The sequence below is a fragment of the Streptomyces sp. NPDC050264 genome (assembly GCF_040655895.1).
Classification (GTDB): domain Bacteria; phylum Actinomycetota; class Actinomycetes; order Streptomycetales; family Streptomycetaceae; genus Streptomyces.
On the sequence record NZ_JBFAKV010000020.1, the window covers coordinates 25,422 to 41,229 of the forward strand.

Below are 15,808 nucleotides of genomic sequence, written 5' to 3' on the forward strand. Positions count from 1 at the left end.
CGGGACATGTCCCCCACCTATGACGTGATCGTGATCGGCCTCGGCGGCATGGGCAGCGCCGCCGCGCACCATCTGTCCGCGCGCGGCGCCCGCGTGCTCGGCCTGGAGAAGTTCGGCCCGGTGCACAACCGCGGTTCCAGCCACGGCGGTTCACGGATCACCCGCCAGTCGTACTTCGAGGACCCGGCGTACGTTCCGCTGCTGCTGCGCTCCTACGAGCTGTACGAGGACCTGGAACGGGCCACCGGCCGCTCCATCGCCACACTGTGCGGCGGCGTCATGATCGGCCGCCCCGGCTCCCGTACGGTCGAGGGCTCGCTGCGCTCGGCCCGGCAGTGGGAGCTGCCGCACGAGATGCTCGACGCGCGGGAGATCCGGCGCCGCTTCCCGACCCTGACGCCGCGCGCCGACGAGGTCGCCCTGTTCGAGGAGAAGGCCGGGTTCCTGCGCCCGGAGAACACGGTCGCCGCGCATCTCCAGCTCGCCACGCAGGCCGGCGCCGACCTGCATTTCGAGGAGCCGATGACGCGCTGGGAGCCGTGCGCGGACGGCGTGCGGGTGCACACTGCCGAAAACACTTACACGGCAGGGCAGTTGGTGATCTGCCCGGGCGCCTGGGCACCGCGACTGCTCACCGATCTCGGCGTGCCGTTCACCATCGAGCGGCAGGTCATGTACTGGTTCCAGCCCAGCACGGGGGTGGTGCCCTTCCGCCCGGAGAACCATCCGGTCTACATCTGGGAGGACGCGGCAGGCGTCCAGGTCTACGGCTTTCCCGCCCTCGACGGCCCTGCCCTGGGCGCCAAGGTCGCCTTCTTCCGCAAGGGCGTCGTGTGCACTCCGGAGACCATCGACCGCACCGTCCACGACGACGAGGTCCGGGCCATGGCCGATCACATGTCGGGCTGCGTCCCGGCCCTGCCCGGCACCTTCCTCAAGGCCGCGACCTGCATGTACTCCACCACGCCCGATGAGCACTTCGTCATCGCCCGGCACCCCGCGCACCCGGAGTCGGTGACCGTGGCCTGCGGCTTCTCCGGGCACGGCTTCAAGTTCGTACCGGTCGTCGGGGAGATCCTCGCCGATCTGGCGCTGACCGGCGCCACCGAGCACCCCATCGAGCTGTTCGACCCGGGCCGGCTCACCGCCGCGCCCGCCGTCTGAGGAGTCCGCCATGACGACGCTCCCCCTGCCGCCGAGCCTGGCGGCCACGCTGCCGGGCCGCTACTACACCGACCCGGACCTCTTCCGCACCGAACAGGAGCGGGTTTTCGAGCGCATGTGGTTCTGCGCCGTCCGCTGCGCCGACCTCGACAAACCGGGCGCGTTCCGCACGGTGCAGGTCGGCCGCGAGAGTGTCCTGGTCATCCGCTCCCGCACGGGCGCGCTGAACGCCTTCCTCAATGTCTGCCGGCATCGCGGGGCCCGCCTGTGCACCGAGGAGCGGGGCGAGGTCCGGCGCACCCTGCAATGCCCGTACCACGCCTGGACGTACGGCCTCGACGGGAAGTTGATCGCGGCGCCGAATCTGGGGCGGATGCCGGACGTCGACCGCTCCGCCTACGGGCTGGTCGGGGTCGCGCTGCGGGAGTGGCTCGGGTACGCGTGGGTGTGTCTGGCCGACGAGCCGCCGTCGTTCGAGGACACGGTGCCGGGCGCCGCCGTCGAGCGGCTCGGCGACACGGCGGCGATCGACCGCTACGGTGCCGAAGGCCTCGCCCTGGGCAAGCGGATCACGTACGACGTCCGGGCCAACTGGAAGCTGATCGTCGAGAACTTCATGGAGTGCTACCACTGCGCGACCATCCACCCCGAACTCACCGATGTCCTACCGGAGTTCGCGGAGGGCTACGCGGCCCAGTACTACGTGGGGCACGGCGCCGAGTTCGGGGACGGCGTGCGGGGGTTCACCGTCGACGGCGGCGAGGGCTTCGGCACGCTTCCCGAGGTCCCGCCCGAGCAGGACCGCCGCTATTACGCGATCACGGTCAAGCCGACGGTCTTCGTGAACCTGGTGCCCGACCATGTGATCCTGCACCGCATGTTCCCGCTGGCCGAGGATCGCACGGTCGTCGAGTGCGACTGGCTGTACGCCCCGGAGGTCGTGGCGTCCGGGGCCGACCTGTCGAAGTCGGTCCAGCTCTTCCACCGGGTCAACACGCAGGACTTCGCGGCGTGCGAGCGCACCCAGCCCGCCATGGCGTCACGCGCCTACCGCGACGGCGGCGTCCTCGTACCCACCGAGCACCACATCGGGATCTTCCACGCGTGGCTCAGGGAGCAACTGGACGCCGCCTAGCGGGTATTCACGCGTCCTGCCCGGCGGGTTCGGCGGGCCGCTTGAACATGCGGGTCGCCGTGATCTCGCCGTGCACCTTCTCCCCGTCCGGTTCCTGCTGCGGCAGGCCCGGACGCAGGTGCTCCTCGACGCTGATGTACTTCAGTCCCGCACGGAGGTCCGCGTCGTTGCGCAGGCGGATGACGAGCGGGAACTCGGCGAGCGCCGTCGTGTCGAACAGGCCGGTCGTGTACAGGAGTTGGACGCCGAGCGCGTCGGAGACGGCGCGCTGGAGCTCCAGGAGGTACGTGGCGTTGGCGCGGCCGATGGGGTTGTCGAGGAAGAGCGTGCCCGCGTGACGGTGCTTGTCGCGGCCCCGGTCGTTCGAGCGCAGCGCGGCCATCGTGCAGTACAGGGCGATGGCCGCGGTGAGCAGCTGGCCGCCGGAGAACACGTCGCCCATCTGTCCGACGGGGACGCGCTCGGCGCGCAGCACCGCGTCCGGCTTGAGGATCTCGACGGCGACACCCTTGGGCTCCAGGGCGGCGCCGACACCGCGCAGCAGCAGGGACATGCCGTCGCGTCGCATGTCGGAGTTCTTCTTCACGGCCGCGCGGGTTGCCTCATCGATGACCTCGCCGAGCCGCTCGGTGAGCGTGGCCTGGTCGGGCTCCTCGAAACGGATCCGCAGGAACTCCTGGCCCGACCACTCGCCGAGCCCCTCGGGGAGCCGGGAGAGTCGTTGCGCGGAGCGGAGCGTGGCGAGCGAGGACTCGACGAGGCCGCGCAGCCGGTCCACGATCGAGTCGCGGTTGCGCTCCAGCTGCTCCAACTCGTCGGTCAGGACGCGCAGTCGGGGCGCGAACGCGTCTGCCCAGCGCTGTGCGTGCTCCGGCAGCGCCGCCGCGGGCAGCTCGCGGATCTGCTGCCGTGCGGGGGTGCGCACCTGCTCGTAGCGGGTGGAGTTCGCGTGCCGTACGAGGATGTCGCTCGCCTCGCGGACGGCGGCCTCGGCGGCGGACAGGTCGGCGGCGCAGCCGCGCAGCGAGCGGCGGGTCTCGGACGCGGCCGTGCGGGCCTCCTCCAGGGTGCCCGGGTAGGGCTCCTGCTCCTCCTGTTCCTCGCCGTCCGCGTGGTCGCGCAGCAGGTCGCGCAGGAGTGCGGCCGTCTCCTCGAAGCCGCCGATCCCGTCCTCGGCGGCCCGGTGGGCGTCGAGAAGCTCGCCGTGGGCGGCGCGGGCGGTGGTCAACGCGTCGCTGCGCGCGGCCAGTTCGGTGGTGGCGGTGCGCAGCAGGGTGCCCGCCTGCTCGGTGTCGGCGGGTACCAGGTCGGCGGGCAGCTCGGTGTGGACGCCGCCGTCCTCGGGCGCGTGCCGCTCGGCCTCACCGCGCAGCCGGCCGAGCTGCTCGCTGGCCGTGGAGGCGCGGGTCTCCAGGAGCTGGACATGTTCCTCGGCGCGGGCGGCCGCGGCCTGCCGGGACGGCCCGTCGGACCCGTCGGGCGATTCGAGGAGGGCCGCGGCGCGGGTGCGCACCTTGTTGCTGAGCCGCTGCAACTCGGTGAGCGAGGCCGATTCGTCGCTCTCGGCGCGGGCCTGCTCGGCCCGCAGGTCGGCGCCGACGCCGACCTTCTCGTACAGCTGGGACGCGGCACGGTAGGCCTCGCGCAGGGCGGGCAGCGATGCCTGGGGGGCCTCCCCTTCGGGTACGTCGTCGGGTGCGCCGGCGATCTCGGCGCGCTCGGCGCGCAGCGCGCGGGCGGTGCGGCGGGTGTCGTCGGCGGAGCGCTGGGCGGCGCGCCGGTCCTCGTCGGCGGCGCGGGCGTGGTCCAGGCAGGTCTGGGCGCGGGCCTCCGACTCGACGGCCTCGTCGGCGAGTTCGCGTACCTGGGCCTGCCATGCGGCGCGCTCGCGCAGGCGGTAGGCGAGACCGGCGAGCGCGTCGGCGGCGCGCCGGGCGCGCTGGGCCGCTTCCTGCCGTTCGTCGCGTACGCGGGTCGCTTCGGCGGCGGATTCGTCGGCCTCGGCGCGCACGGTACGGGCCTCGGCCAGCTCGGCTTCGGCCTCTTCCGCGAACGTACGGGCTTCCTGTGCGGCCGTGGCGAGTTCGGTCAGGCGGCCCGCGGGGCAGCCGGCGCGCCATGAGGTGAGCCGGGCGGCCAGTTCGCGGTCCTTGGCGAGGCGTCCGGCGAGTGTGCGGATGCCCTCGTCGCGCTGGGCGGCACGGGTCCGTAGTGCCTGGCGCTCCTCGTCGGCGGCGTGCTCGTCGTGCATCGCCGGGTTCGGCGGTACGAGGAAGACGCCCTCGTCGGACACGTTCTCGGCCGGGGTCGGGGCCAGCAGGGCGGCGGCGGTGCCGACGGCGACGGTGGAGCGCGGCAGCAGCGCGGCGCCCGCGAGGACGTCACGGGCCCGTACGTGGGAGGCCGGGTCGGTGATGATGACGCCGTCGACCAGTTCGGGGCGGGCGGCGAGCACGCGCGCGTGGTCGGCCGGGTCGACGGACTGGGCGAGGTAGCGCCAGCCGGGCAGGGCGGGAATGCCGTGCTCGCCCAGGTACTCGGTGGTGGCCAGCACGTCCGGGCCCGGCGGCAGCAGGCCGCCGTCGCCGAGCGCGCCGAGGATGCGGGAGTCGTCGGCGGCGGCCGTGCGCAGCTCGAACATCTGCCGCTCGGCGGAGGCGACGGAGTCGTCGAGGAAGGTGGTGAGGTCGTCGGCGGCGCGGTCGAGGTCCTCGGAGGTGAGGGGGGCGTCGGTGGCGCGGGGTCCATCGGCCGGGGCGGTCGCGCCCGACGGGCCGTGCACACCGAGCAGTTCGGCGAGCCGCTCTTCCGCGGCCAGGGACGCGGCGGCCCGCTCCTCGGCCTGGTGGGCGTGGTCCGCCGCGCTCGCGGCGTCGGCGGCGCGGGCCGCGGTCAGCTCGGCGCGGGCCTCCACGGCGGCGGCCTCGCGGGCGTGCTCGGTGGCGCGGCGGGCGGCCTCGCGGGCGGTGTCCCAGGCGGCGACGGTCGTCTTCTCGGCGTCGCTGGCGGCGAGCGCGGCGCGGGCCGGGTCGGCGTCGGGCGCGCTGTCGTCGAGCCAGCCGGCGCGGACGGCCTCCGCGGTCTCCTGCTCGACCTCGCCGAGGCGCTGGCGCAGGTGGCCGAGGTCGCTGCGGGCACGCTGCGCCTCGGTGGCGGCGACGGTCGCGTCGTGGTGCGCGGTCTCGCCCGCCTCCTGGAGGACGGCGGAGCGCTCCTCCTCCTCGTTCGCGTGGCTCTCGGCCTTCTCGGCGGCGCCGTGCAGGGCCCGTACGAGTTCGGAAGCGGCCTTGGCGCGGGCGGCGAGAGCGGGGGCGGCGTCGCGCTCGGCCTCGCGGATGGCGGCGGCCACGCGCGCGGAGCGGTCGGATGCGGCGCGGTGGCGCAGTACGGCCTCGGCGGCCTGCCAGGCGGAGTGCAGGGTACGGGCGTCGGCCAGCTCGCGCTTCTGCGCGGCGGCGGCCTTCTCGGCGCCCGCGAGGGCCAACGAGGCGTGCCGGTAGGCCAGTTCGGCGGCGATGAGGGCGCTGCGCTCGCGCGCGGACTCGGCCTCGGTGACGGTGTGCGCGGCGGCGGTGACCCGCTGGGCGAGGTCACCGGCGCGGCCGCGCTCGACGGCGGCGCGGGCGGAGAGGCGCCGGGCGAGCGTACGGGTGCGGCGCTCGGCGGCGGCGTGGATGTCACGCGCGCGTGCCCGGGTGTCGGCGGCTTCGACGATGCGGGTGAGCAGGTCGACGGAGCCGGCGGTGAAGTCGCGCTCGGCGATCAGCTCGGCGCGCCGTCCCAGCTTGTTCCCGAACCCGCTGACCAGGTCGGCGAGACCGTCGGTGTCACGGGTGTCCGTGACGGCGCGCAGCAGCAGGTCGGTGAAGTCGGAGTCCTTCTTGACCGCGAAGAGGCCGGCGGCCTCGCCCTCGTCGGCGTTCATCTCCCGCTGGTAACGGAAGAGTTCGGGGTCGAGGCCGAGGTCACCGAGGTGCTCGTTCCACCGGTCGTGGATCTCTTCCCAGTGCACTTCGAGGTGCGGGTACGCCTTGCCCGCCTCGGTCAGCGCGTCACGGAACCCCTTCATGGTGCGGCGCCGACCCTGCGCTCCCGAGGCGCCCTCGGCGATGGGCCGTACCGCGGTCGACTCGGCGACGGGCAGCGAGTCGAGGCTCAGTCCGGGTCCGGGCCGGAACGAGTACCAGGCCTCCGCGAACTTCCGCGGGTCGTTGGAGACCTGGCGGCCGCGCCACTCGCTGGCCTTGCCGACGACGACGCACTCGCCGGTGAGTGTGTGCTGCCATTCCAGGGCGACGTGTCCGCAGTCGTCGGCGAGCAGGAACTTGCGCAGCACGCCGGAACTGGCACCGCCCAGCGTGTTCCGGTGGCCGGGCAGCATCACGGAGAAGATCAGCTTGAGCAGGACCGACTTGCCGCCGCCGTTCTCCAGGAAGAGCACACCGGCCGGCGCCGGGCGGCGCGGCGGGCCGACGGGCTCGTCCTGGAAGAACTCCGCCTGGGTGGGCGCGGGGTCGGGCACGGGCGCGCCGACGCCCCGCAGGTCGAGCACGGTGTCGGCGTAGCGCGCACCGGCCGGCCCGATGGAGTAGAGGCGAACCCGGGACAGCTCGTACATGGCGGACTCTCGTGGTAGGTACGGACGGACGGTCGGTAGGCGGTCAGGAGTGGAACGGCAGGCCCGCGTCGGCGGCGAGCTCGGCCGCGTCCTCGTCCATCGGCGGCACCAGGCTCGCGGATCCGTCGGTCACGGTCACCACGCCCAGGTCCAGGAGTTCGGCCATGGCCGCGGTGCCGGCCATGTCGCGGACCTGCAACTGGTAGCGCGCGGTGGTGCGGTAGGTGCCGCCGGCGTCGTCGCCGGTTCTCTGCAGGAACCCCGAGTCCGTCAGGAACGCGACGGCCTTGGCGACGATGCCCGTCGTCGAGCCGGCGAGACGGCGCGCGTCCTTGGTGGCGCCGGTGGAGCTGCGCCGGGCCCAGATCCGCCAGGCCGCTTCGAGTCCGGGGGCGTCGCTGGCCGGGTCCGTGTTCAGGCCCTGCTCGTCGGCGCGCTCCTCCAGCTTGCGGCAGGCCTGGCGGACGAAGGCGTCCACGCCGTTGACACTGACGCGGCCGATGTAGCCGTCGTCGGCGAGGTCCTCGGGGCGGGGGAAGGCGAGCGCGGCGACCGCGAGATGCGCGAGGCCGTGCAGGAACCGGTCCGTGGAGTCGGCGGCGGTGCGGCGCGCGTAGTCGCCCATGCGGACGGCGAAGACGGAGTCCTCCGCGGCGGTCACGGCCATCCCCGCGCGCGGGGACACCTCCAGGACGACGAGGCCGAGCCCGGTGGCGACGGCGTCGGCGAGCCGCGCGAACGCCGGGTCCTCCCGGTAGCGCCGCAGCAGTTCGCTGTACTCCTGGTCGCGGGAGGGGCCCAGCTTGGGCTGCAGGCCGAAGGCGACGAGCCGGGCCGCGTCGGCGGCGTCGGCGGGCGTGACCGGCGCCGCGGTCTTCACCGAGCCCGAGCCGGCGGCCTCGGGCTCGCCCCACTCGGCGTGCTCTTCGGGGTGCTCGGTCACGGGCGGTGCTCCTTGATCATTTCTCGGTACGTCACGCGGCGATCATTGTCCGGTGGGTCACGCGGCCTCCGTCCGGCCGGCCGCCATGCCGACCGTGTCGAGCAGCGCCATGCCCACGATGAGGTCGGCGCCGCCGAACTCCGGGTCGTCGAGGTCGGTGCCGTCGTCCACCGCGAACAGCAGCTTTCCCTCGCCCTGGCGGTAGGCGGTGCCGACCGGCGGACTCGCCGCGTGGACCGCCAACAGGGCGACCAGGTACGGCAGTTCGGGGTCGCGTCGACGCGCTTCGGCGAGCAGTCCCGAGAGCCGGCGCGGGGCGTCCGCAGGCAGGTCGAGGAGTTCCTTGGCGCTCGTGAGCTGCTGTTCGCTGAAGCGGCTGTCGTCCGGGGTGGCGATGAGGTCGGGCTCGGGCATCTCGGCGCCGAGGTGCTCCCGCTCCAGCGGCGGGGTCAGCAGCAGGTCGACGAGGTCGCCCACCCGTACGGAGACGGGGGTGCGCAGTCCGGTGCCGCGCGCGAAGAAGGCGTCGGTCACCCTGCGGGCGCTCTCCACCGGCAGCGGGAGCAGGGGCGCGACGAGGTGGCCGTACAGGTCGAGGCCCGCGCGCGCGGAGGGCGTGGCGAAGGCCTGCCGGTCCTGCTCGGCGCGGAACAGCGGCCCGGCTTCGAGGAGGCGGGACTGCAGTTGGGTGTGGCGCCGGATGCAGTCCTTGACGATGTCGACGAGCTCGGCGGCGCGGCGCTTCTGTTCCGGGTCCTCGGATTCGTCGCGGGCCTTGCGGATGTTCGTCAGGATCGCGTTCTCGTGGCGGTAGCGGTCCGCGACGTGGTCGAGGGCCTCGGCGATCATGTCGGGCACGGCCTTCAGCCAGTCGACGGCGCGCACATTGCGCCGCGTCGCGTCCAGCGCCTTGCGCAGGGTCTCCGAGTACTGCACGGTCCGGTACCTGGCCTGCTCGGCGGCGAGCTGGGCGTCCGCGAGCCGGCCGCGGCTGATCAAAACCTCGAGCTTCACCTCGGCGGCGATCTGCGCACTGGTGACGTCGGTGTCGAGGGCGCCGACGAGCACATTGACGGCTTCGTCGGTCGTCCGGAGATAGACGCTGCCGCCGTAACCGGGGACTTCCTCGATCAGCTTGAAGTCGTAGTCGCGCCGCACATAGGAGCCGTCCGTCGCGAACGTGCCGTACACGGCGCGGAATCCGCGGTCCACGGTGCCGACGTTGATCAGGTTCTCCAGGACCCAGCGGGCGACGCGCTCGTGCTCGGAGGTGGGCCGCTGCGGGGCCTGCGCGGCGATCCGCGGCACCAGCCGGGCCACTATCTGCTCGTGGTCGGCGCCCGTGTCGAAGTCCATGTTCAGCGTGACGAGGTCGATCGCGGAGAGCGCCACCTCGGCCATGCCGTACGTCGAGTACTCGCCCGCGAGGTTGGCCTTGCGCACGTCGAGATCGTGCAGCGGAGCGGTGCAGGCGAGCGCGCGAAGCCGCCGCGCGAGCCCCTCGTCGGCGGCCGGCCCCGGTGCGGGGCGCGGCCCCGCGCTGAGCTGGGGCGGAACGGATTCCGTGGTGGCAGGCGAAGTCACGGAGCACAGACTAGGCGCTGGGTCTGACAACGGTCGAAACGACGCAGATGCCACGGTGGCACCGGGCGGCTACAGGTCCGTGGGGACCCGCTGGCCGTACACCTCGACGAGCCCGTCGCGGGAGTCGTCGAGGTACTCGGCGAGCAGCGCCTCGGCCGCGTCGCGACGCCCTTCCCGCAGCGTCTCGACGATCTGGAGATTGCGGGCGAGATACGGCTCGTGGAGGCCGCGCGGATCGTCCACGACGTGGAAGGCGAGCCGCAGTTCGGCCAGGACGCTGCGCATCAGTTCGTCGGTGCGCTCGCTGCGCGCGAGGGCGACGAGCTCGCGGTGGAAGTGGATGTTGGCGGTCGAGACGCCCTTCCACTCGCGGGCCTTGGCGGCCCGCTGCCCGTCGGCGACGGCGGCCGCGACCCGGTCGAGGGCGTACGGGGGTTCGCCGAGGGTACGCACGACGGCGCACTCGATCATGTGCCGGATCCGGTAGATGTCCTCGACGTCGTCGACGCTCAGGACGCGGACGAAGACCCCGCGGTTGAGGCGGTGCTCGAGCAGCCGCTCGTGGGTGAGCAGCCGGAAGGCCTCGCGCAGGGTGTTGCGCGAGACGCCGAGGGCGCCCCCGATGCTGTCCTCCGACAGGCGGGTGCCGGGCGGGAAGAAGCCCTCCGCGATCCGGCTCCTGAGGATGTCCGCGACGCGCTCGGCGGTGCTGGTGCGCCCCAGCAGCGCGCGGTCGTCCGCGAGTGCGTTCAGTTCTTCCGTGGCCACGGCCGAATTCAAGCGCAGATACAGGAACGAAACAACATGGGTATCGAGGGATCGTTCAACGATCCCCTCCCTCTAGGTCCTGGTCACCTCCGCCGCCGAGGCCGTCGGCGCGGACAGTGCGGCGGCCGCCCCGGCCGTCGCCCGCAGGTCGAGCCGGGCGCTGGTGCCGCGCAGTCCGTGCCGTACCTCGTCGGCGGCCAGTGCCACGAGCTGCGGCAGCAGGTCGGTGCAGCGCCGGGCCACCCAGCCGGTGCCCGCGGTGGCCAGCCACCACAGGCCGGCCGAGCGGGTCGGCGCGGGCCGCTCCGGTTCGGTGCCGGGCGCCGGGCCGCGAGCCGCCCCGGACGCGGCCAGCACCGCGTGGAAGCGGGCGGCGAACAGCCGGTGCCCCCGCTCCCCCGGATGCAGCCGGTCCGCGCTCCACATGGCACGGTCGGCCACCCAGGCGCCCTCGGCGGCGTGCAGGTGGACGGCTCCGTGGCGTTCGGACAGGGCGTGGACCACGGAGTTGACCGCGTGCTGCCGTCGCGCCAGAGGGCGGGCCAGGGCCCCGGGCAGGCCCAGCATGGCGCCGGGGTCGGGCAGGCACGCCGTGAGCACGACCGCGCCCCGCTCGGCGAACGCCCCGTACACGGCGTCGAGATGAGCGGCCACGGCATGGATGTCGAACGTGCGGCGGAGCGTGTCGTTGACGCCGACGACGACGGACACGACATCGGGGGCGAAGACGAGCGCGGCCGGCAACTGGCGCCCGCGCACATCGGCCGTCTGCGCCCCGCTCACAGCGAAGTTGCGGAACTCCACCGGCTCTTCGGCGGGCACGAGCCCGGTGGCCAGCAGCGCGGCCCAGCCCCGCCACCCGCCGTCGACCGGATCGCCGATCCCCTGGGTGAGGGAGTCGCCGAGCGCGGCGAACCTGAGCGCGATCATGCCGCGTCCGGTTCGTGCGTCGGCACCGGCAGCCGCACCGGCGCGTCGTGCGCCCCGAGAAAGGCCTCCACGGCCGCGCCCCACCCGAAGCACTCGGCACGCGCGCGTGCGGCGTCCCTGCGCTGCCGCACGGGCCGCCCCAGCACCTCCTGCACCGCGGCCGCGAACGCCGCGCCGTTGTCGCCCGCCACCGCGCCCGCGGCCCCCACCACCTCCGGCAGCGCCGATGAGGCACTGACGACGACCGGTGTGCCGCAGGCCAGCGCCTCCAGCGCGGCGAGCCCGAACGTCTCGGCGGGACCGGGCGCCAGGCACACGTCGGCCGCGGCCTGCAGCGCGGCGAGCGTGTCCCGGTCGGCCACGTGCCCGAGGAAGTCCACCGGCAACCGGTCGGCCCGCGCGCGCTGTTCGAGGCGACCGCGCAGCGGCCCGGAGCCGGCGACGACGAGCCGTGCGGGCACACCTCGTCGGCGCAGCGCCGCTACGGCGTCGAGGCCCGCGCCCGGCCGTTTCTCCACGGACAGCCGGGTGCACATGACGAGCAGCACCTCGTCCACGCGCGCGTACCGCTCCCGTACGCCGCTGTGCGCGGCCCCGGGCCGACAGCGTTCGAGGTCGACACCGAGCGGTGCCCGGACGACGTTGCGCGCGCCGATGCGCACGAACTCGCGCTCGGCCCACTCTGTGGTGCACACCACGCGCGCGTAGGCGTGTGCGGTACGCGAGTTGAGCATGTCGGCGGCGCGGCGTGCGGCCGGTTCGGGCATGCCCCAGGTGCGCAGCACCCCGTGCGCGGTCTCGTGGGAGACCATCACGGCGGGCACCCGGGCGCGCCGTGCCCACTCGCCGGTCCAGCGCAGGGTCGTGCGGTCGGAGACCTCCAGGCGGTCGGGGCGCACCTCCTCCAACAGCCGTGCCACGCTGCGGCGTTCGGTCAGCACGCGGTATCCGCCGGTACCCGGCAGCGGCGTCCCCGGCAACGTAAGGACACGGCCTTGTGCCTGGTCCACGTCCGAGAAGCGGTCCCCGGGCACGATCAGGACGGGTTCGTGCCCGGCCGCCCGGTAGCCGGCTCCCAACTCCCCCAGGGCGGTGCGCAGTCCGCCGGACGCGGGTGCCACGAAGTTCGCGACGCGTACGATCCGCAGGCTCTCGCTCATGCCGCCACCGCCGTCCGCGCGCGCAGCACTTCGGCGTAGTGCTCGACGAGCTGGTCCCCGACGGCCTCCCAGGTGCGCCCCGCGACCGCCGCGCGGCCCGCGGTCCCGTAGGCGGCGCGCAGCGCGGGGTCGGCGGCCAGTGACCACACGGCATCGCGCACGGCGTCCGCGTCGCCGGGTGGCACGAGCAGCCCGGTCCCGCCGTGCGTGACGAGGTCAAGAGGTCCGCCGACGGCCGGGGCGATCACCGGCACCCCGCCGGCCATGGCCTCCTGCACGGTCTGGCAGAACGTCTCGAACGGCCCCGTGTGCACGAAGACGTCCAACGAGGCGAAGATCCGGGCGAGTTCGTCCCCGGTGCGCCGCCCGAGGAACACGGCGCCGGGCAGCGCGCCGCGCAGGGAGACCCCGCTCGGGCCGTCCCCGACGACGACGATCCGCACGCCGGGCAGCCCGCAGGCCCGGGCCAGCAGCTCGACCTGTTTCTCGGGCGCGAGCCGCCCCACATAGCCGACGAGCAGTTCCCCGCCGGGCGCGAGCTCGGCGCACAGCCGTTCGTCGCGCCGTTCGGGGCGGAACCGGTCGCCGTCCACGCCGCGCGGCCACAGCCGCACCCGGGGCACCCCGTGCGCCTCCAGATCGAGCCGCGCGGCACTGGACGGGGCGAGAGTCCGGTCGGCGGCGGCGTGCACGCCCCGGATCCGCCGCCAGGCCGCGGCTTCGCCCGCCCCCATGTACGTACGGGCATAGCCGGCCAGGTCGGTCTGGTAGACGGCGACGGCGGGGACGCCGTGGCGCGCCGCGGCCGCCATGCCGCGCACGCCGAGCACGAAGGGTCCTGCCAGGTGGACGAGGTGGGCCCGGTGGGCGGCCACGGCCCGGTCGACGCGGCGGCTGGGCAGCGCGACCCGGACCTGCGGGTAGCCGGGCAGCGGCAGGGACGGCACACGGATCACGGGGCAGGGCGCGCCCGCGTCCGCCTCGGGCCCGGCCGTGGTGGCCGGGGCGACGACGAGGGGTTCGTGGCCGCGGACGGCGAGGTGCCGGGCGGTCTGCAGGGCGCAGTGCGCCACACCGTTGATGTCGGGCGGGAAGGACTCGGTGACGATGACGACACGCATACCTGTGTTTGTCGCCATGCCGGACGTGCCCACGTCAACGTGGATCTTTCCTGGCGGGGAACGTCCCGTGAGCGTTGCACCGCCCGGGCAAACAGCGGGCGGCCGGGGCGAACAACGGGAGGCGACCGGCGGCCGGCGGGCCGCCTCCCGTACATCAGCCGGTCACAGGGCCGTCGCGTCGGGCCCGATCCGGGCGCGGACGGCGGTCTGCACCTCGGCCTCCTCCGCGGGGTCGGCGGCGAGCCGGCGCAGCTGGTCGACGACCCGGGCGTCACCGGTCTCGGCGTGCCGTGCGGCGACCTCGCGGGTGGATTCCTCGCAGTCCCACAGGCACTCGACGGCGAATCCGGCGGCGAAGGAGGGGTCGGTGACCGCGAGGGCGCGGGCGGCGCGCCCGCGCAGATGGGACGACGCGGTCTCGCGGTAGATGTGGCGCAGTACGGGGGCGGCGCAGTCGATGCCGAGCCGTCCCGCCCCGTCGACGAGCGGCCACAGAGTGGGGGCGTCGGGGCCGTCACCGCGTACCGCTTCGCGTAGGGACCACAGGACGAGTTCGCTGTCGGGGGCACCGCCCCGGCAGGCGAGCACGCGGCCGGCGGCGGCGCCGAGCGCGTCGGGCCGGTGGGCCCAGCGGCGGGCGCGCTCCACGGTGGCGAGGCTGCGCATGCGCTCGAAGGAGTCGAGGGCGGCGTCCACCACCAGGCGTGAGGGTGACTCCACGGCGGCCTCGATGAGGTCGAGCACGTCGGGGTCGTGGGTGTCGGCGAGGTAGCGCAGTGCGGTGCAGCGTGCCCCGTCGGTGCCGTCCTGTGCGGCGCGCACGATCTGCGCGCGGTCCTCGGGTCCGGCGACGGCGGTCAGGCAGCGGGCGGCGGGCACGTACAGGACGGCGCCTCGCTCGAAGCCCTCCTGCGCCCAGTCGAAGACGGCCTGCACGCTCCACTCGGGCCGGGGGCCCGAGGGGTTCAGCTGCCGCTGCCAGCGGTCGAACGACCCGGCTTCCTGGGCGGCACGCACGCGTGCCCCCACGTGGGGACGCGGATCCTCGGCCCACAGGCGCCAGGGCCGCGGCTCGAAGGCGTCACGGACGACGGCGGCGAGGTCGGCCTCGTCCTGCGCGGGGAACCTGGCGAGGACCGGCTCGGCGAGGGCGCGCAGGCCCGCGTCGTCGTCGCGCAGGGCCAGCTCGTCCAGGGCCCAGGCCCAGTTGCCGCCGAAGGCCGCGTACCTGCGCAGCAGTTCGAGGGCGTCCCGCCTGCCGTACGAGGCGAGGTGGCCGAGGACCGCGAGCGCGAGCCCGGTACGGGACTCCTCGGTGTCGACGAGATCGTCGGGGTCGAAGAGGTGCCGCTCGATCTCCCCGAGCTCTCCGTGGAGATCGAGGTAGAGGCGGGCGTAGTAGAGCGAGCGGTTCTCCACCTGCCAGTCGTGGCGGGGGTCGCTCAGCACACAGTGATTGAGAGCCGCGAGCGCCTCGTCCCGCGGAGCCGTCAGCGCGTGCAGCGTGCCGTCGCCGCGGCCTCGCTGCAGCAGGCCGAGCAGCGTACCGCTGGGCGCTATGACCGGTTCGAACATGGGAAACAGCCTCACATCAAGCGTCGACGCAACCGGGAACCTGTGACTACCTGGCCACGCGACAACACGTCGGAGCGCCCGCCGTCTCTTGCTTGCTGTAGACCATCTCTCTGCCTCTCGTCCAAGGCCCGATTCGGGCCGTTCACGGCCCGCGCGGCACGTGGGCACCAGCTGCCCCACCGTCGCGTCCGTAAAGCACGCCGTCATCATGACCCAGCGGTTCTGCCCGCCGCGACCACATTTCCTGCACCCCCGTTTTGCCTGGTCAGAACCCGTGCGTCAAGAAGCTCCGAAGAGCTCGACGAGCTCCGCCTTGCCGAACATCCGGGCCGTGTCGACGGCCGACGGCGTCCCCGCGGCCGGATCGGCGCCCCCGTCGAGCAGCGCCCGGATCACGCCGTCCTCGCCCTTGAAGACGGCGCCCGCGAGCGGGGTCTGCCCCTTGTCGTTGGCGCGGTTGGCGTCGGCCCCGCGCGCCAGCAGGGCGCGTACCGCGTCCGCGTGCCCGTGGTAGGCGGCCAGCATGACAAGCGTGTCGCCACGGTCGTTCGTGAGATTGGCCGGAACGCCCGCGTCCACATACCCCACGAGCGCCTCGGTCTCGCCCCGGCGGGCGAGATCGAAGATCTTGGTGGCCAGCTCCACGACCTCAGGGTCGGGGGCTTCGCTCATCGGCCGGACCGCCTTTCGCATACGTGCTGGTACGACCGTGCGGCCGTACGAGTGAATCGACAGAGTACTGCCCACCGGAGTACATGACCCGACCCCGCCGAGGCAAAGATCACCAACAGCTCGGGCGATCACCCGGTG

The 15,808-nt window shown here is 74.0% G+C and carries 11 protein-coding genes; 2 read left to right on the forward strand and 9 right to left on the reverse strand.

The features are described from left to right. Positions 1-6: 6 nt before the first annotated feature. Both solA and AB0J02_RS30085 read left to right on the forward strand, forming a co-directional pair. Positions 7-1,164 (forward strand): N-methyl-L-tryptophan oxidase, encoded by a 1,158-nt coding sequence (solA, locus tag AB0J02_RS30080; RefSeq protein ID WP_363196955.1) that lies wholly within the window; start codon positions 7-9, stop codon positions 1,162-1,164. Between the two features lie 10 nt (positions 1,165-1,174). Beyond that, on the forward strand, positions 1,175-2,299 hold the full coding sequence (locus AB0J02_RS30085; RefSeq protein WP_363196956.1) for an aromatic ring-hydroxylating dioxygenase subunit alpha: 1,125 nt from the start codon (positions 1,175-1,177) through the stop codon (positions 2,297-2,299). A 7-nt stretch (positions 2,300-2,306) separates the two neighbouring features. Here AB0J02_RS30085 and AB0J02_RS30090 read toward each other — a convergent pair whose 3' ends face one another. The 9 genes from AB0J02_RS30090 to AB0J02_RS30130 all read right to left on the reverse strand — a co-directional run bounded on the left by AB0J02_RS30090 (position 2,307) and on the right by AB0J02_RS30130 (position 15,670). Then, positions 2,307-6,917, reverse strand: coding sequence for a hypothetical protein (locus tag AB0J02_RS30090; protein ID WP_363196957.1), 4,611 nt, complete (start codon positions 6,915-6,917; stop codon positions 2,307-2,309). A 43-nt stretch (positions 6,918-6,960) separates the two neighbouring features. Beyond that, positions 6,961-7,797, reverse strand: coding sequence for a hypothetical protein (locus AB0J02_RS30095; RefSeq protein ID WP_363197087.1), 837 nt, complete (start codon positions 7,795-7,797; stop codon positions 6,961-6,963). A 120-nt stretch (positions 7,798-7,917) separates the two neighbouring features. After that, on the reverse strand, positions 7,918-9,444 hold the full coding sequence (locus AB0J02_RS30100) for a hypothetical protein (RefSeq protein WP_363196958.1): 1,527 nt from the start codon (positions 9,442-9,444) through the stop codon (positions 7,918-7,920). Positions 9,445-9,513: 69 nt separating this feature from the next. Further along, on the reverse strand, positions 9,514-10,212 hold the full coding sequence (locus tag AB0J02_RS30105; protein ID WP_363196959.1) for a GntR family transcriptional regulator: 699 nt from the start codon (positions 10,210-10,212) through the stop codon (positions 9,514-9,516). A gap of 72 nt (positions 10,213-10,284) precedes the next feature. Further along, positions 10,285-11,142, reverse strand: coding sequence for an SGNH/GDSL hydrolase family protein (locus AB0J02_RS30110; protein WP_363196960.1), 858 nt, complete (start codon positions 11,140-11,142; stop codon positions 10,285-10,287). After that, positions 11,139-12,302 (reverse strand): glycosyltransferase, encoded by a 1,164-nt coding sequence (locus tag AB0J02_RS30115; protein ID WP_363196961.1) that lies wholly within the window; start codon positions 12,300-12,302, stop codon positions 11,139-11,141. The genes AB0J02_RS30110 and AB0J02_RS30115 overlap by 4 nt, the downstream gene beginning before the upstream one ends. Then, on the reverse strand, positions 12,299-13,423 hold the full coding sequence (locus AB0J02_RS30120; RefSeq protein WP_363196962.1) for a glycosyltransferase family 1 protein: 1,125 nt from the start codon (positions 13,421-13,423) through the stop codon (positions 12,299-12,301). Before AB0J02_RS30120 ends, AB0J02_RS30115 begins: the two co-directional genes overlap by 4 nt. Positions 13,424-13,585: 162 nt before the next feature. After that, a complete protein-coding gene (locus tag AB0J02_RS30125) occupies positions 13,586-14,998 on the reverse strand; it encodes a HEAT repeat domain-containing protein (protein ID WP_363196963.1) in 1,413 nt (470 codons plus the stop codon). A gap of 279 nt (positions 14,999-15,277) precedes the next feature. Further along, positions 15,278-15,670 (reverse strand): ankyrin repeat domain-containing protein, encoded by a 393-nt coding sequence (locus AB0J02_RS30130; protein WP_363196964.1) that lies wholly within the window; start codon positions 15,668-15,670, stop codon positions 15,278-15,280. Positions 15,671-15,808: the final 138 nt, after the last annotated feature.

Coding starts and splice junctions, on each gene's coding strand:
- AB0J02_RS30130 (WP_363196964.1), bottom strand. CDS start 15,670: ATGAGCGAAGCCCCCGACCCTGAGGTCGTGGAGCTGGCCACCAAGATC.
- solA (WP_363196955.1), top strand. CDS start 7: ATGTCCCCCACCTATGACGTGATCGTGATCGGCCTCGGCGGCATGGGC.
- AB0J02_RS30085 (WP_363196956.1), top strand. CDS start 1,175: ATGACGACGCTCCCCCTGCCGCCGAGCCTGGCGGCCACGCTGCCGGGC.
- AB0J02_RS30090 (WP_363196957.1), bottom strand. CDS start 6,917: ATGTACGAGCTGTCCCGGGTTCGCCTCTACTCCATCGGGCCGGCCGGT.
- AB0J02_RS30115 (WP_363196961.1), bottom strand. CDS start 12,302: ATGAGCGAGAGCCTGCGGATCGTACGCGTCGCGAACTTCGTGGCACCC.
- AB0J02_RS30120 (WP_363196962.1), bottom strand. CDS start 13,423: ATGCGTGTCGTCATCGTCACCGAGTCCTTCCCGCCCGACATCAACGGT.
- AB0J02_RS30125 (WP_363196963.1), bottom strand. CDS start 14,998: ATGTTCGAACCGGTCATAGCGCCCAGCGGTACGCTGCTCGGCCTGCTG.
- AB0J02_RS30110 (WP_363196960.1), bottom strand. CDS start 11,142: ATGATCGCGCTCAGGTTCGCCGCGCTCGGCGACTCCCTCACCCAGGGG.